At 61.8% G+C, this 19,857-nt stretch carries 17 protein-coding genes; 4 read left to right on the forward strand and 13 right to left on the reverse strand.

Features of this window, described 5'->3' with window-relative positions; genetic code table 11:
* Positions 1–16: 16 nt before the first annotated feature.
* The 9 genes from HZ993_RS21610 to HZ993_RS21650 form a co-directional block, all read right to left on the reverse strand.
* A complete protein-coding gene (locus HZ993_RS21610; protein ID WP_209394757.1) occupies positions 17–430 on the reverse strand; it encodes an FKBP-type peptidyl-prolyl cis-trans isomerase in 414 nt (137 codons plus the stop codon).
* 81 nt (positions 431–511) lie between these two features.
* The gene (locus HZ993_RS21615) at positions 512–1,810 is read right to left on the reverse strand and encodes a tryptophan--tRNA ligase (RefSeq protein ID WP_209394758.1); all 1,299 of its coding nucleotides are present in this window, start codon (positions 1,808–1,810) and stop codon (positions 512–514) included.
* An 8-nt stretch (positions 1,811–1,818) separates the two neighbouring features.
* Positions 1,819–2,487: a site-2 protease family protein gene (locus HZ993_RS21620; protein ID WP_209394759.1), complete on the reverse strand. Its 669-nt coding sequence runs from the start codon at positions 2,485–2,487 to the stop codon at positions 1,819–1,821.
* A 28-nt stretch (positions 2,488–2,515) separates the two neighbouring features.
* Positions 2,516–3,139: an L-threonylcarbamoyladenylate synthase gene (locus tag HZ993_RS21625; protein ID WP_209394760.1), complete on the reverse strand. Its 624-nt coding sequence runs from the start codon at positions 3,137–3,139 to the stop codon at positions 2,516–2,518.
* A gap of 12 nt (positions 3,140–3,151) precedes the next feature.
* The gene (locus HZ993_RS21630) at positions 3,152–4,006 is read right to left on the reverse strand and encodes a 3',5'-nucleoside bisphosphate phosphatase (RefSeq protein WP_209394761.1); all 855 of its coding nucleotides are present in this window, start codon (positions 4,004–4,006) and stop codon (positions 3,152–3,154) included.
* A gap of 9 nt (positions 4,007–4,015) precedes the next feature.
* A complete protein-coding gene (locus tag HZ993_RS21635) occupies positions 4,016–4,690 on the reverse strand; it encodes a pseudouridine synthase (RefSeq protein WP_209394762.1) in 675 nt (224 codons plus the stop codon).
* On the reverse strand, positions 4,680–6,890 hold the full coding sequence (locus tag HZ993_RS21640) for a PAS domain-containing sensor histidine kinase (protein ID WP_209394763.1): 2,211 nt from the start codon (positions 6,888–6,890) through the stop codon (positions 4,680–4,682). The genes HZ993_RS21635 and HZ993_RS21640 overlap by 11 nt, the downstream gene beginning before the upstream one ends.
* Before the next feature lie 26 nt (positions 6,891–6,916).
* The gene (gene ushA, locus HZ993_RS21645) at positions 6,917–8,578 is read right to left on the reverse strand and encodes a bifunctional UDP-sugar hydrolase/5'-nucleotidase UshA (RefSeq protein ID WP_209394764.1); all 1,662 of its coding nucleotides are present in this window, start codon (positions 8,576–8,578) and stop codon (positions 6,917–6,919) included.
* A gap of 42 nt (positions 8,579–8,620) precedes the next feature.
* A complete protein-coding gene (locus HZ993_RS21650) occupies positions 8,621–9,748 on the reverse strand; it encodes a hypothetical protein (RefSeq protein ID WP_209394765.1) in 1,128 nt (375 codons plus the stop codon).
* 112 nt (positions 9,749–9,860) lie between these two features.
* Here HZ993_RS21650 and HZ993_RS21655 point away from each other — a divergent pair, with 112 nt between their 5' ends.
* Positions 9,861–10,541, forward strand: a complete 681-nt coding sequence (locus HZ993_RS21655) for an energy transducer TonB (RefSeq protein WP_209394766.1) — start codon at positions 9,861–9,863, stop codon at positions 10,539–10,541.
* A 103-nt stretch (positions 10,542–10,644) separates the two neighbouring features.
* Here the strand turns inward: HZ993_RS21655 and HZ993_RS21660 are convergent, their stop codons facing one another.
* Entirely contained in the window at positions 10,645–13,644 is a 3,000-nt protein-coding gene (locus tag HZ993_RS21660; RefSeq protein ID WP_209394767.1) for a serine/threonine-protein kinase, read from the reverse strand.
* 211 nt (positions 13,645–13,855) lie between these two features.
* Here HZ993_RS21660 and HZ993_RS21665 point away from each other — a divergent pair, with 211 nt between their 5' ends.
* Both HZ993_RS21665 and HZ993_RS21670 read left to right on the forward strand, forming a co-directional pair.
* Positions 13,856–14,389, forward strand: a complete 534-nt coding sequence (locus tag HZ993_RS21665; RefSeq protein ID WP_209394768.1) for a hypothetical protein — start codon at positions 13,856–13,858, stop codon at positions 14,387–14,389.
* Between the two features lie 106 nt (positions 14,390–14,495).
* Positions 14,496–15,068, forward strand: a complete 573-nt coding sequence (locus HZ993_RS21670; protein ID WP_209394769.1) for an ECF-type sigma factor — start codon at positions 14,496–14,498, stop codon at positions 15,066–15,068.
* 3 nt (positions 15,069–15,071) lie between these two features.
* On the opposite strand, the gene HZ993_RS21675 is transcribed toward HZ993_RS21670, so the two are convergent.
* From HZ993_RS21675 to HZ993_RS21685, 3 genes are read right to left on the reverse strand one after another with little or no spacing between them, the layout of a single operon-like run.
* On the reverse strand, positions 15,072–15,506 hold the full coding sequence (locus HZ993_RS21675; protein WP_209394770.1) for a DUF3617 family protein: 435 nt from the start codon (positions 15,504–15,506) through the stop codon (positions 15,072–15,074).
* A 29-nt stretch (positions 15,507–15,535) separates the two neighbouring features.
* Positions 15,536–17,806 (reverse strand): hypothetical protein, encoded by a 2,271-nt coding sequence (locus HZ993_RS21680; protein WP_209394771.1) that lies wholly within the window; start codon positions 17,804–17,806, stop codon positions 15,536–15,538.
* Positions 17,803–18,753 (reverse strand): hypothetical protein, encoded by a 951-nt coding sequence (locus HZ993_RS21685; protein WP_209394772.1) that lies wholly within the window; start codon positions 18,751–18,753, stop codon positions 17,803–17,805. The genes HZ993_RS21680 and HZ993_RS21685 overlap by 4 nt, the downstream gene beginning before the upstream one ends.
* Positions 18,754–19,097: 344 nt before the next feature.
* Here HZ993_RS21685 and HZ993_RS21690 point away from each other — a divergent pair, with 344 nt between their 5' ends.
* Positions 19,098–19,856, forward strand: a complete 759-nt coding sequence (locus tag HZ993_RS21690) for a CsgG/HfaB family protein (RefSeq protein ID WP_209394773.1) — start codon at positions 19,098–19,100, stop codon at positions 19,854–19,856.
* The last annotated feature ends 1 nt before the right edge of the window (position 19,857 follow it).

The raw sequence follows: 19,857 nt of genomic DNA on the forward strand, positions 1-19,857 counted from the left end.
CGAGCAGGCCCAGCTTTTACCTTTCGATGGCGAGCAATTCGACATCGAAGTTCAGCGTTGAATTGGGCGGCACCAAAGCGCCTGCACCCCGCTCGCCATAGGCGGTAGCGGCGGGGCAGGTCAGCTTGGCTTTGCCGCCAACCTTGATTTTTTGCAACCCCTGCGTCCAGCAGCGGATCACCATACCCAGCGGAAACACCGCGGGCTCGTTGCGCTTGTAAGAGCTGTCGAATTCCGTCCCATCCAGCAAGGTACCCCGGTAGTGCACTTTCACGCGGTCTGCCGCAGTGGGCATGGGGCCGGTGCCTACTATGGTGTGTGTAATCACAACGCCGGATGCCAGGGTTTCACTCTCCACGGCTGCGGAAGCCTGCGCACCATAGGTGGTCAGTGAGAGGAGGATAGGGAGCAAGAGTGCGCGTGGTGTCATTTTCGGTTGTAGAAATAATGGGATGTTGATGGGCAACGCGGCAAAACAAATGCAGCGTGCCTGTGAGCGCGCCAGGCCTCTTTAAGTTCCAACAGCCAGCAGTTCCAGCGCCGCGCCCACTACCGTAGCGTCAACAGCCAAGGGCTCCAATTGGGCCGCCAGTGTTGTCAGGGCTGCGGCACCATCCCGTTGCAACTGCGCAATCGCCTGGCCCGCATCCTTGGGTGACGCAAAGCCCAGGCTCTGCAACAGCAGACGCCCTTGGGCATCCACAAATTTGAAGCGGAACTGGCCATCGGCCTCGCGGTATTGTTTGAAGCTGGGCAATGCGGCCTTGGCCACTTTCGCGGTTGTGGCTTGTGCCTGGTCGCCCAGCTTGCGCAGGCCCACGGCGTGGCGCAAGCTGGCCATGAAGGGGGTTGCCTGTTTGCGGGCCTTGGCGGCACCGGCCAGCAGAATCGCTTCGATCTTGGCCGGGTGGTTCATCAGGTCCTGGTAGGTCTCGCGCATGGGCGCGATCTCGCGGTCGATACGTTCCAGCAGTATCTGTTTGGCATCGCCCCAGGCAATACCATCGGCGTAGGCCTTTCGCAGGGTCTGGGTTTCTTCTTCGCTGGCGAACGCCTGGTAAATCTGGAACAGGGCCGAACCTTCGGTGTCTTTGGCTTCACCCGGCGCGCGTGAGTCGGTCACGATGCCAGCAATCAGCTTCTTCAACTGGTCCCGTGTTGCAAACAGCGGAATGGTGTTGTCATAACTCTTGCTCATCTTGCGGCCATCCAGACCGGGCAAGGTGGCTACCGACTCTTCAATCTCGGCCTGCGGCGGCACAAAGTGCTCGCCGTAGCGGTGGTTGAAGCTGTTGGCCATGTCACGCGCCATCTCGATGTGCTGGATCTGGTCGCGCCCCACCGGCACCTTGTGTGCGTTGAACATCAGAATGTCAGCGCCCATCAGCACGGGGTACATGAACAGGCCCGCGGTCACATCCGCATCGGGGTCCTGGCCGGCGGCCGTGTTCTTGTCCACCGACGCTTTGTAAGCGTGTGCGCGGTTGAGCACACCCTTGCCCGTGACACAGGTCAAAAACCAGGCCAGCTCGGGGATTTCGGGAATGTCAGATTGGCGGTAAAACGTGACACGCTCAGGGTCCAGGCCCGCGGCCAGCCAACTGGCCGCAATCTCCAGTGTGGAGCGCTGGATGCGGGCTGGTTCGTCTATCTTGATGAGGGCGTGGTAGTCGGCCAGAAAGTAGAAACTCTCCACACCGGCTGTGAGGCTGGCCCGCACCGATGGGCGGATGGAGCCGACGTAGTTACCCAGGTGGGGTGTGCCGGAGGTGGTGATGCCGGTGAGGAAACGGGTGGTCGGTAGGGACATAGACACTATCAGTTGAACAGGTAGATCAGAGGTGTGGTCAGCAATTGCAGCACCGCCAGGGCCAGGTTGCGGATGGGTGTCATCCATATTGGTCCCAGAATTTGAAAGAAAGCCAGCGCCAGAATGATCCACATGCTCCAAGGTTCAATCCTCGCCAATTGCATTCCATATTTCGGCGGCAGCGCGAAGAGCAGGATGCGGCCTCCCGCCAAAGGCGGAACGGGCAGCAGCTGAAATGCAAACAGGCTCAAACACACCATGACGCCTGCCTTGCAGGATTGAATGAAGAAGACTTCCTGCACCCCAAAGGCGGTCAGCATGGCCAAGGCGATGTACCACAGCAATGCCATCACAAATAGCGCTATGGGGCTGGCCATTTCCACCCAGATGGCACCCTGCTTGTGGCCGCGTAAGTTGCGGTAGTCAATAGGTACGGGTTTGGCGCTGCCGAAGATGAAGGCGCCACTCGTCAGGAAGAACAACGCCATGGGAATGACGATGGTTTCGATGGGTGCGATGTGGTTGGCCGGATTCCAGGTGTGTCGCCCCTGGCTCCAGCCGGTCTTGTCGCCCTGCCAGTACGCCATGTGGCCGCGTGCGGCCTCGGATAGCGTGATTGCCAGAATCAGGGGGATTGCCAGCAGTGCGGCTTGCTGGATCAGATTGCCAAAGTCCATGTGATCGTTCTGTTACGCGTTGTGTTGCCTATAGGCCCAGGCGGGCCAGATCGCCACGGCCCTGGCGTATCAGTTGGGGTTCGGTATCGGTCAGGTCCACCACGGTGGTGGGCTCCAATGGGCAGGCACCCGCGTCTATGACGCCGGAGATCACTTTCTCGAAACGCTCGCGGATCTCGTGGGCGTCGTTCATCGGTTGGGCCTCGCCAGGCGCTATCAAAGTAGTAGCTAACAACGCAGAACCGTAGAGGGCTAGCAGCTCTTGTAGCACTGTGTGCTCCGGCACGCGCAGGCCAATGGTCTTGCGTGAGGGGTGGCTCACGCGGCGCGGTACTTCCTTGCTGGCTTCCAGTATGAAGGTGTACGGGCCGGGTGTTGCGGACTTGAGCAGGCGGTACTGGGCGTTGTCTACCCGTGCATAACTGGCCAGTTCGCTCAGGTCGCGGCACAGCAGGGTCAGGTGGTGTTTGTCATCCACCCCGCGGATGCGGCGCAGGTTGTCCACTGCACCTTTGTCGTCCAGGTGGCAGACCAGGGCGTAGCTGGAGTCGGTGGGCACGGCCAGGATGCCGCCCTTTTCGAGCAGGGCCACAGCTTGCTTCAAAAGCCGCGCTTGGGGGTTGTCCGGGTGGACTTCAAAGAACTGCGCCATACCAGAACCGCTTTATTGGATGCGAGACGACAACAAGTCCCACACCGGGGTCAGGTTGGCTGGCAAGAAGGGCAGGGTGCCGAGTTCGGTATGGCTTTCGTCCGGGCTGTGGAAATCGCTGCCGCGGGATGCGGCCAGACCGAATTCGCGGGCGGTGTCGGCATAGACGCTGTATTCGGCTACCGAATGGCTGCCGGTCACTACTTCAACGCCCTGGCCGCCCAGGCTCTTGAACTCGGTGAACAGCGCAAACTCTTCATTGGGCGTGAACTTGTACCGCGCCGGGTGGGCGATGATGGCCATGCCACCCGCGCCAGTGATCCAGGTCACGGCGTCTTTGAGCGATGCCCAGCGGTGCGGCACAAAACCGGGTTTGCCTTCGATCAGGAACTTGCGGAACACCTCGTTGGTGTCGCGGCACACGCCGGATTCGATCAAAAACCGTGCGAAATGGGTGCGGGAGATCAGCTCTGGGTTGCCCACAAATTTGAGCGCCCCCTCGTAAGCGCCTTTGATACCGACCTTGGCCAGGCCATCGGCCATTTCCATAGCACGCACATCGCGGCCGCCCCGGGTGCGGCGCAGACCCTCAACCAGGTCGGTGTTGGTGGCGTCAAAGCCTAGCCCGACGATGTGAACCGTTTTGCCAATGAAGGTGATGGAAATCTCGGTGCCCGTCAGATACCGCATACCACAGGCCTTGGCCGCAGCCAGGGCCCGGGCCTGGCCACCAACCTCGTCGTGGTCGGTCAGCGCCCACAGTTCCACGCCGTTGGCACGGGCGCGTTCGGCCACGGCTTCGGGGGTGAGGGTGCCGTCCGATACCGTGGAATGGCAGTGGAGGTCGGCGTTTTGTATGGGGGTCACCGTTACATTTTAGGCGCTGACCGGCATGGGCCTGTCGAATTGCATGGCAACACCGCTCACAGGGTGGTTAAAGCCCAACGCGCAGGCGTGTAACAGCAGACGCGGCGCCATGGCCATGACCGCGGGCGGCGCATACAGCGCGTCACCCAGGATCGGGTGGCCTATGGCCTGCAGGTGCAGCCGCAGCTGGTGGGTGCGGCCGGTCAGCGGCTCCAGCAACACATGGCTGGTGTTGCGATCGGCATCGAACTGCACATGTTGCAGGCGTGTGACACTGGGCTTGCCAGTCTCGTGGTTGATGACACGCAAGGGGCGATTCGGCCAGTCCACAGCAATCGGCAGGTCAATGACGCGCCAGTCATTGCCTGTGGCTTCGACTTCACCGTGGACGATGGCCTCATACCGCTTGGTCACCGCGCGGTTGGCAAAGGCCTCGCTCAGGGCACGCTGCACGGCCGCGCCACGCGCCATGACGATCAGGCCGGAGGTGGACATGTCCAGCCGGTGCACCACCAATGCATCGGCATACTGGGCCTGCACCCGGGCGCTCAGACAGTCTTGTTTGTCGGCACCACGGCCGGGCACCGACAGCAGCCCAGAGGGTTTGTCCAGCACGATGATGGCCGTGTCGGCATGCACCACACAGATATCCGGCTCCGCGGGCAGGCCCGGTTCAGTGGGCATCGCCACCCGCTATCAGGCGCTGCACGGTTTCGCAAAACTCGCTGACGTCGTTGGGCTTGTAGATGAGTGCACTGGCCCCTTCGCGGATGGCGCTTTGCTCCAGCTCGGGGGTCACATACCCCGATGCCAGGGCCACCGGCAGATCGGGGCGAATCAGCTTGGCTTCACGCAGCAGGTCTATGCCGCTGTAGCCCGGCATGTTGTAGTCGGTCACCAGGATGTCGAAGGCATGGGCGTCTGCGCGCAGGGCGACCTGGGCTTCCTGCGGGTCGGTGAAGGTGGTGACGGTAAAACCCTTGCGTTTGAGCACGCGGGCAATCAAAAACACCAAAGCCTGGTCGTCGTCCACATACATGACATGGCGGCCCTTGCCGACGATGGGCTCGGGTGGCGCCACTTCCTCTGCAGGTGGTGGCACGGCGACCTCTTGTGTGGGTGGAAAGTACAGCGTAAACACGCTGCCTTCACCCGGCACACTTTGCACATCGATGGCGCCCTGGTGCGCCTGCATGATGCCGTGTACCACCGACAAGCCCAGGCCCGTGCCCTGGCCCACCTCGCGGGTGGTGAAGAAGGGCTCAAATATCCGCGCCAGGGTCTCGGGTGTCATGCCGTTGCCCGTGTCGCGCACGGCCACGGTCACATAGTTGCCAGGCGCAAGCCCCAGGCGCCCGCTCAGGGGCTGCGCGAGCCTGGCGCTGGCCAGCTCTATGGTCAGCGACCCCTTCTTGCTGCCGATGGCCAACAGGGCGTTGGTGCACAGGTTGAGCAGGGCCTGCTCCACCTGTGTGGTGTCGGCCAGCACGGCCGCGGTCTGCGGTGCCATCAGCACCTGCAGGTTCACCAGCGGCGGCAGTGCCACCCGTACCAGGCGGGCGGCCTCACGCACCACATCGTCCATCGCGATGGGCAGGCGCTTGGGCACCTCGTTGCGGCTGAAGGTCAGAATCTGGCGCACCAGGTCACGTGCGCGCCGGCCCGCTTTTTCGATCTCTTGCAGACTGGTCAGGGCCGGTGAGTTGGTCGCGGTGTCTTGCTTGGCCAAATCAACATTGCCCAGGATGGCGCTGAGGATGTTGTTGAAATCGTGTGCAATGCCACCGGCCATGGTGCCCATGGCCTGCATTTTTTGCGATTCGCGCAGTTGGGTTTCCAGCGTGACGCGGCGGGCTTCGGCCAGCTTGGCTGCGGTCAGGTCGCGCGCAAAAATGGTGGTCACTTCGCCATGGGTGCCTTGCATGCCGCGGCGCGCAATCAATTCGGAAACTGGCCGGTCGGATGGCTTGCGGGGCATCAGTCTCCGTTCCAGCGAGACACTGATCTCTACAAAAATTTCACCGCCCAACAGCGTGGTAGCCGCAAATTCTCCCAGTGTGGCTTGCGTGGACACTCCGCCGCCGGCCAATGTCGCCTCCACCTGTGGCAAAAACCGGCCCAGCTTGCTGCCCAACGCCTGGTCGGCCGGGCACTGGAAGAGGGCCGTAGCGGCCGGGTTGAATACGGTGATGCGCCGCTCTTCGTCGATGCACAAAATGGCGTCCAACGACGAGTTGATGATGGCCGCCATGCGGTTCTCGCTGAGCAACAAGTCCTCGTTACGCTGCTGCAATACAGCCGCGCTTTTTTGCAACGCATGGCGCTGGGCCAGCAGTGGGCCCTGGTCGATGATGGCGCAGATGAAGTGCGCCAGATCACCCTGCGGGTTCTCGATGCGGGCCATGTGCAGGTCACCGGTAAAGGTGCCCTGCGACCCGGCCAGAAAGACAACCTCGCTGACCTCGCTGGTGCTGTTGGCCTTGGCATGCAAAAAAGCCACGGCCACGGCGTCGGTATGTTCGGGCCCCACAAAGGGCAGCAAAAAATGCAGCGGCGGGTCGCTCTCCACCGGCTGGAAAAGGCGCAGCGCCATCGCATTGCTGGCCATCACCAGGCCTTCTTCGTCCACCACCATCAGTGCCAGCGGCACGTTGGAGAACAGGGTGGCAAAACGCTCCGACGCGCCCTCGGCCTCCTGCTGGCTGTAGCGCAGGGCCTTGTTCTGCACCTCCAGTTCGGCCTGGTATTTGCGCAGGTCCTCGATCATCTGGGATGGTGCGTAGCCATCCACGATCAGGCCCTGCTCGGCCCGCAGCGCGGCGTCCGTGCGTTGTGCGGACCGGCTGACGACGCGGAACTTTTTGCGGCGGGAGGGGGTGGTCATGCGCCCGGGGTCCTGGGGGTTGTTGTTCACTGTGGAGCCGTGGTGTAGGTGACGCGGTTGCCAGGTGCAAAACGGGCCGTCTGCAAGGGGGTGTTAGCGGTGATGAAGCTGCGCAGCACGTCGGCGTCCACAAAACCGGTGTCCACATAAGTGGAGTGGGCGGTCATGACGGGATAACCGTCACCACCCACCGCCATGAAATTGTTGATGACCATCTGGTAGGTCTTGTTCATATCTATGGGCGCGCCCTGGATGCGGGCCTGGCTTACTTTTGTACCGGTGATGACCAGGTCCACCCCCGAGATGTGTGGAAAGCCACCGGCGCCTGGGCTCATGCGGGCCGCTGCATTCAAATAGTCCAGCACCTCGGCACCCGTCAAGCGGAGTGTGGCCAGCGTATTGCCAAAGGGTTGCACCTTGAGAACGTCTTTGTAGGTGACGGTGCCTGGCTGCAGGGAGTCGCGTATGCCGCCGGAGTTGACCACGGCAAAGTCGGAGCGGGTTTTGTCCATATTGGCCTGGCCTATCAGCATGCCCAGATTGGTGGGCGCCTTGCGCACCACGGATCGGTCGCCTTCCAGCTTGGCATCGATGCTGCCCACCGGCACCAGCAGCTTCGCTTGGCCGAATTGCTGGTAGGGCTGCAGCAGGGCCAGCATCTCAGGGTTCTCGGCGATAGGGGTGGTGTGGTGCACCAGGCGGGTGGTGCCATTGGCATCGGTCACCGGCTTTTTCAGGTTGATGGGGATCAGCGAATATTTGACCAGCGTGAAGCTGCCATTGCGGTACTGGAAATCGGCGCGGCCCACATACTTACCCCACTCGTGGGCCTGCACGATCCAGGCGCCGTTTTGCCGGTCGGGCTGGCAGGGCGTGCCCGGCACGTAGTCGGTGTGGAGCACGTTTTCGGCGCGCATGCAGGCCGGGTTTTGGGTGTGGCCGCCCACCACCAGGTCAATGCCTTTGACGGCCCGCGCCATCTCCACATCACCGGGGGCCTGTATGCCGTGGCGGCCGTTCTCGTAGTGGCCCATGTGGGTGGCGGCAATCACCACATCGGCCTTGGCGCGCAGTTCTGGCACCAGCTTGGCCGCCTCCTGGATGGGGCTGCGAAACTCCACGTCCTGCATATTGGCGGGGTTGCCCAGTTTTTGGGTGTCTTCGGTGGTGAGGCCCATCACCGCCACGCGCACACCGCCCAGCGTGAACATCTGGTAGGGCGCAAACATGCGTTCGCCGCGTTGGTAAATATTGGCCGACAGCATGGGGAATTTCGCCAGCTTGCGCTGCATGGCCAGCACGGCCGGCGGCTTGTCGAACTCGTGGTTGCCCACGGCCATGGCGTCATAACCCAGCAGGTTCATACCCTTGAAATCCGGCACGGCCTCCTGCAGGTCGGACTCGGGCACACCGGTGTTGACGTCGCCACCGTCCAGCAGCAGGCTGTAGCCACCGGCCGCGGAGACTTCGGCGCGTATGCCATCAACTACGGTCTTGCGGGCCGCCATGCCGTATTCGCCATCGTTGTTCTTCCAGAAACGGCCGTGGTGATCGTTGGTGTGCAGGATGGTGATGGCAACGGTCTTGTCTGGGGCAGGGCTGCCAGCCGGGCCAAGATTGGCGCAGGCCGCCAGCAGCAATACAAGGCTGGTCGCTAGTAGAGGTCGCAGGGGCTGTAGGGTTTGCATGGCTGCATATTAGCGGGATTGCCCGTGCAGCCCGCTGGGGGTTTACAGCCGCAAGAACAGCTTGCGCTGGTACAGCCAGCGAAGCGCCAGCAGTTGCAGCAGCAACAGGCCCAGGGCCTGCAGCAGCGGTTGCATGCCCACTGGGCTGGCCGCGATCCAGCCGCCAAACAGGCTCTTCACGCTGAAGCTCCACATCACCAGGCTGGTGCCCAGGTAGACCAGGATGGCGTTCTGGCCAATCCAGTACAGGGGCTTGGACAGGCGCGCCGGGCGCTGGCCCAGCAGCAGGTCAAAAACCAGCAACAGCAGCACGCTGAGGCCGCTGGTCAGCAGTGTGAACGACCCTGTCCACAGCGATTTGTTCAGTGGGTAGTACGGGTGTAGCAGGCAGGCCAGCAGCACCAAGCCGCCACCCATGCCGGCCAGGACCAGCAGGCGGCGCCGCGGTGCAGAGGCCTGTGTGCGCCACAAGATGCCGGCAAAGGCACCCGCCATACAGTTGCCAATGGCGCCCACCTGCGAGTAGATCCCTTCGGGGTCAAACGGCGCATTGCGGTAGGTGATGCCGGGCAGCAAAGCCTGGTCCAACAGGGCGTTGAGCGAGCCGGCCTCAGTCAAAGGCCACTGCAGCTGCACCAGCGAATACACCACCAGCACGGCCACGGTCAGCACCACCACGGTCCGTGTGCGCAGGTGCCACAGCAGCATGGCCACCACAAACCACGCGATGCCGATGCGGCCCAGCACGCTGGCGTAGCGCACGCCTGCAGGGTCGGCCGGCATGCCTGTGCCCCAGCCATGGTTGTAGACCACACCCAGCAGCAGCAACAGGAACAAGCGGCGCACGGCCCGCACGTACTGCGGCTTGCGTTGGGCCGGGGGCAACCCGGAAAGCGAATGGCCTTGCAGACCCAGGCTGACGCCAGAGATAAAAATAAACAGCGGAAAAATCAGGTCGTAAAACGTGAAGCCGTGCCAGGGGCTGTGTTCAAACTGCTGCGCCAGCAATAGCCACACGGACCAGCCGGTCCATGTGAACAACGCAGCCGGCAGCAGTTCGCCCCCAATTAGCCAGAACATGTCAAAACCGCGCAGCGCATCCAGCGCGGGCAGGCGGGCGGGGGCAGCCTGGGTGCTGGCGGGGGTGGGCGCGTTGGGAAGGCTGGTCATGGGCGAGAGGTATATTGCGACCGCTGGATTATTGACACAAAGCGTGCAGATCAGCGTGCTGATGCGCCCCTGCATGCAAAATCGTTGCACCCTTGTAACTTGCTCTCACCTTATGAATTTCATTCCCCGTTTTGTGACCTCACGCTTTGTCCGAACTGCCGCATGCCTGCTGGCCTTAGCCACATCTGCAACCTACGCCGAGGCACCCGCACAGCCCTACACCGTGGAGGTGTGGGCACGTGTGCTGTTCAACACCGACGGCCGTGTGGCGGAATACGCGCTGGTGGATGAAGCCCAGTACCCGGCCCAGTTTGCGGCCAACGTCAAGGAACGTGTGTCCCGCGCCAAGATCGAGCCACCGCAGGACGATGGCAAGGCCGCGACACTGCGCAGCGGCGTGCGGCTGAACTTTCAGGTGACACCGGCAGGCGAAGGCGGTTCGGTGAAGATTGTGGGCCTGTCCATGGGCCCCATACCGACATACCGCTACTACGTCGGTTTTCCCAAGGATGTGTCCCGCAGTGGCGGGTGGGAAGGCGAGGTCCAGGCCCTGTGCAAAGTGGGTACGGCAGGCCGGTGCACGGCCGTCGAAGTGACGGCACTGCCCGGCATACCCGAAAGCGTGCGCCGTTTTGCAAAAGCCTCGCTGGAGGAGTGGACCTTTGAGCCCCAGCAGCTCAACGACAAACCGATTGAAGGCGAGTACCAGTTGCGCATGCGCCTGAACACACTGGACGACAAGCCGCAGGATTTTCGGCAGGACAAGTTTCAGAAGATTCTGAATAGCCGCTGACGCACGGTCCGGCTTGGTGCGGCTCGGTGCGGGAGCGTTATATGGAAAATCGGCCTCTAGCCCCCGTGAAATAAAAACACTTCGCTACAAATAGCATAGCAAACTAAAACCCCAACCACCCTGGCGAAAGCGGCAGGCGCGGGGTACGACCCGCGGCACGTGTGAGCTGGGCCAGTGCCAGACCGGTGTCTGCCTGTGGCGTAGCCAAAGCCTGCACATAGTCGAGCGTGGCACTGGCCGGGTGACCACCGGGGTACCGCATGGCCAGTGTGCTGCGGGCTTGGTCTACCAGCGTGCGTGCACGCTCTGTTTGTCCGGCCAGCGCCAGCAGGTAGGCGTGCAGCGCGCGTGGCATGTAGAGCCGGGTGTACAAGGGTGATGTGCTCAGGGCCTCCATGCGTTGGAGGGCCTGTGGCAGATTGCCGGCCTGCAGGTCCGCATTGGCGACAGAAGCCGCCAAGACGAATGCCTCCGGTGTCTCGGCGGGCAGCTTCAGTGCGTCGACCAGCGCCTGGCTGCGCGCCAATGCCTGTTGCGCTTGGCCTTGTGTATCCAACTCCAGCAGCGCCAATATTCCCAGTGTGCGCAGTACGGTGCGCTGGGGCGGTGTGTCGCTGGCCGGCAGACCCTGTTTGGCCTTCTCTAACCAGGCTGCCGCTTGTGCAGGTTCGCCCGCAAACTGGTAACACAGCGCTGCCCGGGCCATGGCGTCGGCCGTTTGCACATGCTGGTTGCCACTGGTGCGCTGGCGCGCTTGCGCCAGCAGCTCGTACTGGTTGGCGCACGCTTGGTATTGGCCGCTTTGGCGGGAAATTTCCCCCAGAAAGTAGCGGGTTTGCAAGGTGCGCTCAGCGTCTGGGCCCAGATGGGTGGCCTGGTCTGCGCCCACCTTTTGCAGCCGGGGCATCGCCTGGTCAAATTTTCCGGCACGGGCCAGACTGACCGCCACATTACCGCGGATGGTCAGGGCGTCCGTCATTTTTCCGGGTGGGGGCTGGGCCAGAAGGTGTTCGATGCCCAGCAGTATTTCCAGTTCCTTGGCGAAATTGCCCTGCGCGCCGGCAGCCACGGCCCTGCTGTTTTCCACCTCGACATACATCCACCCCGTGGTACCACTTGCCGCGATCACTTCGGCACGCAAGGGCATCATGATGGCTTCTGCTTCTGCAAATTTTCCCTGCTTCTGCATTGCGTAGGCGAGGTGGCAGCGCGCGAGGACGACCGTATCGGATGTCGCTCCGTCAGCACGGCTGATGGCTGGCAGCGCCTCACGGAAGTGTTTCTCTGACTCAGGGTACTTTTCGGCATCCATTTCGGCGTTGGCCAATGCGAGCGCCAGGCGCGCATACTCCAGGGATTGCATGCCCTTGTGTTTTGCGCTGGCGGCAGCGCTCTGGGTCAGCAGGTCAATCGCGCGCTGGGGTTGCGACAAGGATCCATAGGTTCGCCCCAATACGCCTTGGAGCTCACCCAGCGTGGCGGGGTCATTCGCAAACTCGCGGCTGAGCTTGCTTGCCCCGGCGTCCAATACGTCCCTGACCAGCAGTTTTTCGCCACGGGTGCGCTCGGGGTCCGCTGATTCAAACAACGTGACCAGGAACTGGCTCACCGCTTTGGCCTTGGTCGCTTCCTGTACCGCAAGCTTCCCAGAGTTTTCAGCCAATGCAGCACTGCCTACCGCATCCACCCGCGCGCGCGTTTCTGCGGCCTTGGCTTCTTCGCTGCGAGCCAGCGCCTGCGCAGTTTGTGCTGTGGCCTGTTCGGCACGGGTGCGTGCATCCTGTGCAGACAGGCGCTGCTGTTCGGCGAACTGTGCGGCCTGGTTGGCCCGCTGTGCCTGCGACAGTGCAGCGACCAGGCCAGCACCTACAGCTACAAAGGCCACCGCCGTTACAGCGGCTACCGCGCGGTTGCGCCGCAGCCACAGGCCCGATGTGTAGCGCCAGTTGCCCCTGCGGGCGTGCACGGGCAGGTGCTGCAACCACCGCTCCAGATCGGCGGCGAGCGCGCCGACTGATGGGTATCGGTCGGCGGGTTTCTTGCGCAAGGCCTTTGCCGCAATGGCTTCCAGATCGCCCCGCGCCAATGTTGCATCGACGGGCTGTGCCGGGTTGGGCGTGGCCAACGCTTTGCCCAGCGTTGGTGCCGTGGTGTGCACAATGGCGTGCTCCAGCGCCGCGCGGCCTTCACCCGCAAACGGCAGCACACCGGACAGCAATTCATACAGCACGACGCCCAGAGAAAACACGTCGGCTGCCACGCCTGCAGGCTCGCCGGTGATCTGCTCCGGCGCGCAATAGCCTAGCGTAAAACCCCGCCCGGTCAGGTGCGTAAGGGCGGTGGACAGGCCCTGCGCATCCGCGTCGTCGATGAGCTTGGCAATGCCGAAATCCAGCAGTGATGGTTCACCCGATGTGCCCACCACCACGTTGGACGGTTTGATGTCGCGGTGCACCACCAACTGGCTGTGCGCGTATTCCGTGGCGCGGCATACCTTGAGCAACAACGCAACCCGGTCCGCCACCCGGGGCGCGTGGGCGCATGCCCATTGGTTGATGGGTTGGCCGTCGATGTATTCCATCACCAGGTAGGGCTCGCCCTGGTGGGCACCGGCGTCCAGCAGGCGCGCAATGCCGGGGTGGGTGAGGCGCGCGAGCAGGCGGCGCTCGCGCAGGAAGCGGTCCACCAGGTCGGTCTTGCCCAGGCCGGTGCGCAGGAATTTGATGGCGGCCTGGCCTTCAAAATGCCCGTCACGCCGGGCCGCCAGCCACACGGCGCCCATGCCACCCTCGCCTATCTTGCGCTCCAGCTGCCAGGGGCCGACCACATCGCCGCTGTCCACGCTGGGGCCCGCATCCGGGGCTGCGGCCGCATCCACCTGCGCCTCGAATGCACGGGCGCTGACGCCGACCAGGCTGGCGGCCTGTTCAGGGTGGGCTGCCGACTGGTCCAGCTCGTCAAGCATGGCCTGCAGGGCGGCTGCATGTTCTGGTTCACGGGCTTGCAGTGCCGACATCCATGCCACACGCTCAGCGGGCGGCAGATCGGCAACTTCGTCAAACAACGCGAATCGTCGCTTCAAATCGGTGGGATGTACGCGCATGGTGTAGGTGTGCAGTGGTGCCCTAGGCTAACGCAATCTGTCCGGGGCCTTACCTGCATCAGACGCAAACCGTGCACGAAATGCGACACAGCAGCATCGGGTCCGGAACTTTGGTTTGCAATGGCGTGTTCTGCGCATGCAGTGCGTCTTAGGGATCAGTGCAGGCCTGCCTGTCACACCGGTTCCCAACTATCCACCCATAAGGAGCACCATGTTTACACCATCACCCTTCAACCGCTGCGCTGCCACGGCCCTGCTGGCTGCCATCGGCCTGGCCCTGCCATGGGCTGCGCTGGCAGACACGCCCCAGCGCCTGAGTGCCACGGTGGACGGCAAGCCGTTCGAAAGCGATGACAGCGGCATCTTGTACCTGGTGCCCAGAAAAGGCGTGCTCAACCTGATGGCCAGCACCAAGGGTGCTTCGGCCTATCCGCCACCCAAGACGCCGGTGGACAAGCTGTCCATCAACTGCAGCGACTATGACGGCAAACCGGTCAAGTTCACATTCGCCACCTCAGGCAGCCGCAGCTGCGAGGTCAGCTTCACCAAGGGTGTCAGCAGGAAGCCTTTTGGCGACCCGGATGCGGAGTACCGCATGGTGGATGGCAAGAACCAGTTGGAAATAACGTCCGTCAAAGGCAAGGTGATTGAAGGCACATTCAGCTTTGAGCTGGTGGAGGTGAAAACCAAGGCCAAGATGACCATCACTGGCGGGACTTTCAAGGCTGAAGACCGCCAGTTGTAACGCCTGCTTACAAGCGCCCGTACCGTTGGGCGATTCGTTGTGGCTTAAACTGCCGCGCAGCAGTGCGAAAGCGCCTGCGCGCTCCACAACGAGGACACCAGTTTTGATGCAAACGGAACCTGTCGACGAGATTACGCCACTGCTGCACGCCATACGCGCAGGGGACCAGAGCGCTGCCGCACGTTTGTATGCATTGCTGTACCCTGAAATCAAACGCCTGGCCCATTCGCGCCTGTATGCGGTGGGCGGCGTCACCAGCCTCAACACCACCGGGCTGGTGCATGAAGGTTTTCTGCGCATGGTGGAGCGTACAGGCATGGCCGGTGAATCCCGGGCCCAGTTCTTTGCCTATGTGGGCAAGGTGCTGCGCTCCGTGGTGCTGGACCACCTGCGCGCCAACCAGGCGGAGAAACGTGGCGGAGACCTGGTGCAGGTCACGCTGTCGCAGGCCGAGTCCATTGCAGTGGATGGGCGCGACAACTGGTTTCTGTTGGACTCCGCCTTGGAGCAGTTGCGCGCGCTGGACCTGGGCCTGTACGAGCTGGTGGAGCTGCGTTATTTTGCCGGCCTGACCGTGGCCGATATTGCAAAGCTGCTGGGTGTCTCCACCCGTACCGTGGACCGTGACTGGGTGAAAGCCAAGGCCTGGCTGGAGAGCCTGATCGAGAGCACCGCCTAGGTTCTACTTGCTGCAGTCGCCCAGCCGGTTTGCGCTGAGCGAGGTTTGCACTACGCGGCCCTTCATGTCGCTGCTGTCATCAAACTGTGTCACCCGCATGTCCATGGTGAAAGTGTCTTCAGTCACTGTGCCCGTGCCTTCTCCGCGCATCCTGGGCTTGCTGCATGTGTACTGGATGGTGATGTTGCTGCCCTTGCGTTTGACCTCTGGCGGCGTGCAGCCCTCTGAACCCTGCTGGTTGGCGTAGGCACTGTTGGTGTCCACATCCTTTTGTGTCACGCATTGTTTGAAGTTGACGGGGATCTTCATGCCAAACACTTCAGTAACCGTAGAGTATTCGTATTGGCCTGGCTTCAGGTTCTGCGCCTGGGCCGTGGGCACGGCCAAACTTGCAGCCAAGGTAGCAGTAGTGGCAATGGTATGGAGAATCGATTTCATCGGTACAGCCTTGTAGAGGGTTGAAAGAACTAGCGCAGACCGCCACGGTTGTAGACCTGCGGCTGCCCGGTCTGGCGGCAGGTCTTGAGCTTGCCGCTGTCCACCTGGCGCTTGCAGGCGTTGAAATCAGCTACATCGCTGCACAGCATTTCGTCCGGGCGGCCCAGGAACGGCTTGCAATGCGCCAGCGGCCGTTCATCCACTGCAGGCGGTTTGGGGACATGCACCTGCAAGCCCGAGCCCATCGTGGCGCCAATCGTCCCGCCACCTTGCACGACTGGCGGCGGTGTGCCGGTGCTTCCGTTCAATGCCCCCACGTCGCTTAACGCCACCGGTGCCTGGTACCAGTGGACGCAGGGCGTTTTCACCCAGTTGTCACCGGAAAATTCAACCGCCGTGCACTCCCGCACCTGACCCACGCCCAGCAGTTGCTCCGCGAGCTTGTACTGCGGTGTATCTTTTGCCAAGGCGGGTTTTGGGCAACTGACGATCAGCGGGTCTTTGGCACTGACCTTGCAATCCGGAAGCTTTGACTTCGGCGTGGCGGCAATAGGTGCACCAGGAAAGCTGAAGTTGGGCGACAGTACCTGCGCAAGCTGTTGCATTTTTCCGGTCAAATCTTTGTGTGCCTTGGACTCCTGGACTTGGCAATCCATAACCCCCGCCTTGGGCAGCCCCATGCTGGCACCGTACTCCTTTTGCAGCAATGCGTTGCATTGCTTGACCGATGCCGGGTCTTCGCAGGCAATTGCCACCGTACTAAACAGCAGGTTGTAGCCACACTGGATGCCAGCTTTTTCAAACGGCTTGGACTTGACCCATTGCATGATTTCCGTTTGGGCAACCGCTACGGGGTTTCCGCCCGTGCACTCTGTCACCGCGGCGCTTCCCACGATGCCTCTCACACTGTCACAAAGCTGTTTGGATCGGTTGGTATTGCACTGGGCGCTGAAGGACTCCTTGGTCGGCTGCAGCTTCAATGCACAGGCGTCAGGGCCGACGGTAGGAATCAGCCTTTGCCCCATGGCATAGCTGCAGCTGGACGTGGTATCGGTCACGCCCTCGCCCGCGCCAGAGCGGCCTTCCTTGGTCCATTCGATGAGTGCTTCCGAAAGAGCCCGGCTGGCGGACACGCAGCTCTGGTACGTATCTGTTACGAGTTTGCGCCGTTTGGTTTCATCAGTTTCCGTCAGCATCTGCTGAACCTGACTGGCGCTGATAGCTGCGGCGGCCTTTGCAATGGTGTCATTGCGCAGTGCAACCAAGGAGCGGGTTCGCTTGTCCCATTCCGGATAGACATCGCGCTGTGCATAAATCGTCCAGGTATTGTTGGCATAGTCATCGGGTATGGCCAACTTGAAGGGGCTGTTGCGCACTGCTGCAATGACAGCAGCCTTGTGAGCATTCCAGTTTTTGGCGCTCTCCATGCGGGCCTGCACGCTGCCATTCACGACTTCCTTGGGGTTATACGGCGCATGTCCATACATGTACACAATGAAGTCGGTTTGACTGACCTCTCTGCCATGGATCTTGTAGGTGGTTCCGCCTCCGCCGAAAAAGTCCGAGATGAAGTCCACCACCTCGCCCAGGGCCCCGATGATGGCTTCACCCACCTTGGCGATGTCGTCAAAGAATCCACACAAGTCAACGGTCAGAAAGAAGTTGGCAACCGCACAGGCCACTGTTGCCCCCACGTCCTTGACCAAGCCCCAGTAGTCTTTTTTGTCGATATCCACGTAGATATCGAACAAGGAGCTCACCCAACTGGGAATGACGTTGGTCGACTCTACGACCGATGAATTGCCTACGGCCTGGGCGCAATAGATGGCGTCGTCCACATCATCCGCATGTGCACATTTGCTGTAGATGCTGTAGGCATCGGTAACGTATTCGCCGGTACCCGACGCATCCAGATAGGGCTGGCACTTGGACCTGAAATCTGCCTCGTTGCTGGCATTGGGCACGGCCTTCACGCAGGCAAAAATGCCATCCAGCTGGTTGCTGCTACCACCGCCAGCTACACCAATGATGGCGACCACGCATCCCAGTTCATCCTTCTCTTTAAAGCAGGCCTTGGCAACCTTGGCGTAGTCGTCTGCCGCGCCGCACAACGACGGCAGACCGCTACACACTTTATCGAGCACTTCAAACACTGACTCAGCCTGTGCGGCTTTCGTCGGACAAAGAACGGCAAAGGCCAGCAATACCACGGTGAGGAAGGTGCTGCGGATTGTCTGCAAAGCAAGACCGAAGTGCATGGTCACGCCATTGGTTTGGGAAGGGTTCGGGTGCGTGATCATTTGATCTCTACCACGCGGCTTCCTGTGCGCTGCGTTGCGCGGGCTTGCAGCTGCGCAACCGTCAGACGCTCATGCGCCATGTACTGCTTGAGTTGCGCAACAGAAATGACCTTTCCGTTAGGCGACTCCAGTACGGTGCCGTCGGGCTTGGCCAGCATGTCCTGGATGGAAGTGCCAGGTTGCAATTTGACGCGCGGCCCCGTCGCAACGGTAACGGGCGTACCGGCGCGACCTTGGGGAGTGGCACTGCGGGCGCGCTCCAAAAGGCCCCGAGGATCACGCGGGCTGGCCTTGAGCATTGCGTCAATCTGCCGCAATTGATCGGCAGTGTATTTGCGCGATCCAATTTGGATCACATCACCGGCGGGGCGCTTCATCGCATCGGCCAGTGTGGTTCCCTGGCCAACGACCACTTGCGCGGTTGCGTTTGGCATGGATTGCGGTACTGGTTTGACTGCCCGGGGTTCGCTCAGTTTTGCGTAGATGGACTGGACCTTCACCATGTCCTCTGCACGCGTCACCTTTCCGCCCGGCAGCACGATGCGGGTGCCGGTTGGTGCTGCGGCCAGGGTCCTGATGCTTTGCCCCTGCCTGGCCACCAGAACGGGTGCGGTGGAAACACCATTGATGCGGGCTTCGAGCTGCTTGAGTTGCGCCACGGTAATGGTTTTGCCGCTTTTGCCTCTCAACACTGTGGAGTCGGGGAGCGCATTGACGTCGACAGCCCGTCCATCGACCTTGAGCGTGCGGAAGCGGGTAAGTGCCGAGACCGAAACCGGCTGTAGCGGTTTGCCCCCGAGCGAGGTCGATGCAGTTTGGCTGGGCTGCGACGGCGCTTGCAGTGTGGCCGGCTGTGGTGGCGACGGAGGCTGCAATGCCGCGGGAGACTGCCATTGGACTGGCGGTTGCAGCTGCCCTGTGGGTTGCAGTTGTCCCGATGGCTGCATCTGTGTGGGCGGTCTCAGTTGAGACCCCTGCGCTGCGGCATTGGATGCGACCCCTATGTGCACAAGAAGTGGCACCAAAAGCGCGATCCTGGCGAACCCACGCCAACACGGACTCTGTGTGGGGGCAGATGACATAGGCAAGCAATGCAACGGTCTGGACATGGGATCTCCACAAGAAAAAGTGAATGCACGCCCCATAGGACGCAAAGCCCAGAACTTTTGCGACACCGTGGCCGCAGTTATCTTTTTTTTGGCGAGTTGTCGCAGTCTTTGCTCCCACTGCGTCTTAACCAAGGAGCAGGCCTACGCAAGGGCCCCTACCAACCCATTGACCAGGAGCTTCCATGTTTGCCAGAACTTTGCCCGCCATGTCCATCGCCGTGTTAAGCCTCAGCTGCCTTGTCGGCACCACAGCGCACGCGGAGGGCCAGGACCCTGTTTCCGACCGTTCGTCCACCACCCAGAAGCTGGAGGGACTGCCCGGCGTGCCACTGGCAGCGCGGCCCATGGTCACGGTGTACGAAGTGACCTCCAATGTTTCTGAGGTTGAAGCCCGCGCAGCCACCGCCATGTTCACCACCGCACTGATCAAGAGCAAACAGTTCCGCGTGCTGGAGCGCAGCAAGATAGCAAACGGCGTGGCCCGCGAAAGGGAGATGAACCAGACCGGTGTGACCTCAGGCACTAGCGCCACCAAGCAGATCAAGGGCGCCAATGTGATCTTCGAAGCCACCATCTCCGAGGCTACGGCCGCCAAGTCCAGTGGCTCGGGCGGCTTTTCGATCGGCGGCATGCAACTGGGCGGCGGCAGCACCAAGGACGAAGTGGGTATGGACGTGCGCGTGCTGTCCGTCGGAACCGGGGAAGTGCTGGACGCCATCAATGTGCGCAAGGAGGTAGCCAGCACCCAGAGCAGCGTCAGCGGCATCGGCAACCTGCTGGGCACACTGGCCGCCAACAGTGGTCAGGACCTGCGGGGCCTGAACCCTGATGCAAACTTTCAATCGGCCCGCAAGGAAGGCATGGACCGCGCCATGCGGGCGCTGATGGAACAGGCCATCTTTGAGCTGGCGCAGCGTACCAGCCAGTGGGTGGATGAATAAG

Source organism: Rhodoferax sp. AJA081-3 (genome assembly GCF_017798165.1).
Classification (GTDB): Bacteria; Pseudomonadota; Gammaproteobacteria; order Burkholderiales; family Burkholderiaceae_C; genus Allorhodoferax.

Excerpts from the sequence above, each read along its gene's own strand:
- HZ993_RS21670 (WP_209394769.1), top strand. The coding sequence starts at position 14,496 with ATGCAAACGGAACCTGTCGACGAGATTACGCCACTGCTGCACGCCATA.
- HZ993_RS21685 (WP_209394772.1), bottom strand. The coding sequence starts at position 18,753 with ATGCAGCCATCGGGACAACTGCAACCCACAGGGCAGCTGCAACCGCCA.
- HZ993_RS21655 (WP_209394766.1), top strand. The coding sequence starts at position 9,861 with ATGAATTTCATTCCCCGTTTTGTGACCTCACGCTTTGTCCGAACTGCC.
- HZ993_RS21620 (WP_209394759.1), bottom strand. The coding sequence starts at position 2,487 with ATGGACTTTGGCAATCTGATCCAGCAAGCCGCACTGCTGGCAATCCCC.
- HZ993_RS21615 (WP_209394758.1), bottom strand. The coding sequence starts at position 1,810 with ATGTCCCTACCGACCACCCGTTTCCTCACCGGCATCACCACCTCCGGC.
- HZ993_RS21635 (WP_209394762.1), bottom strand. The coding sequence starts at position 4,690 with ATGCCCACTGAACCGGGCCTGCCCGCGGAGCCGGATATCTGTGTGGTG.
- HZ993_RS21680 (WP_209394771.1), bottom strand. The coding sequence starts at position 17,806 with ATGATCACGCACCCGAACCCTTCCCAAACCAATGGCGTGACCATGCAC.
- ushA (WP_209394764.1), bottom strand. The coding sequence starts at position 8,578 with ATGCAAACCCTACAGCCCCTGCGACCTCTACTAGCGACCAGCCTTGTA.
- HZ993_RS21660 (WP_209394767.1), bottom strand. The coding sequence starts at position 13,644 with ATGCGCGTACATCCCACCGATTTGAAGCGACGATTCGCGTTGTTTGAC.
- HZ993_RS21675 (WP_209394770.1), bottom strand. The coding sequence starts at position 15,506 with ATGAAATCGATTCTCCATACCATTGCCACTACTGCTACCTTGGCTGCA.
- HZ993_RS21690 (WP_209394773.1), top strand. The coding sequence starts at position 19,098 with ATGTTTGCCAGAACTTTGCCCGCCATGTCCATCGCCGTGTTAAGCCTC.
- HZ993_RS21625 (WP_209394760.1), bottom strand. The coding sequence starts at position 3,139 with ATGGCGCAGTTCTTTGAAGTCCACCCGGACAACCCCCAAGCGCGGCTT.
- HZ993_RS21640 (WP_209394763.1), bottom strand. The coding sequence starts at position 6,890 with ATGACCACCCCCTCCCGCCGCAAAAAGTTCCGCGTCGTCAGCCGGTCC.
- HZ993_RS21650 (WP_209394765.1), bottom strand. The coding sequence starts at position 9,748 with ATGACCAGCCTTCCCAACGCGCCCACCCCCGCCAGCACCCAGGCTGCC.
- HZ993_RS21665 (WP_209394768.1), top strand. The coding sequence starts at position 13,856 with ATGTTTACACCATCACCCTTCAACCGCTGCGCTGCCACGGCCCTGCTG.
- HZ993_RS21610 (WP_209394757.1), bottom strand. The coding sequence starts at position 430 with ATGACACCACGCGCACTCTTGCTCCCTATCCTCCTCTCACTGACCACC.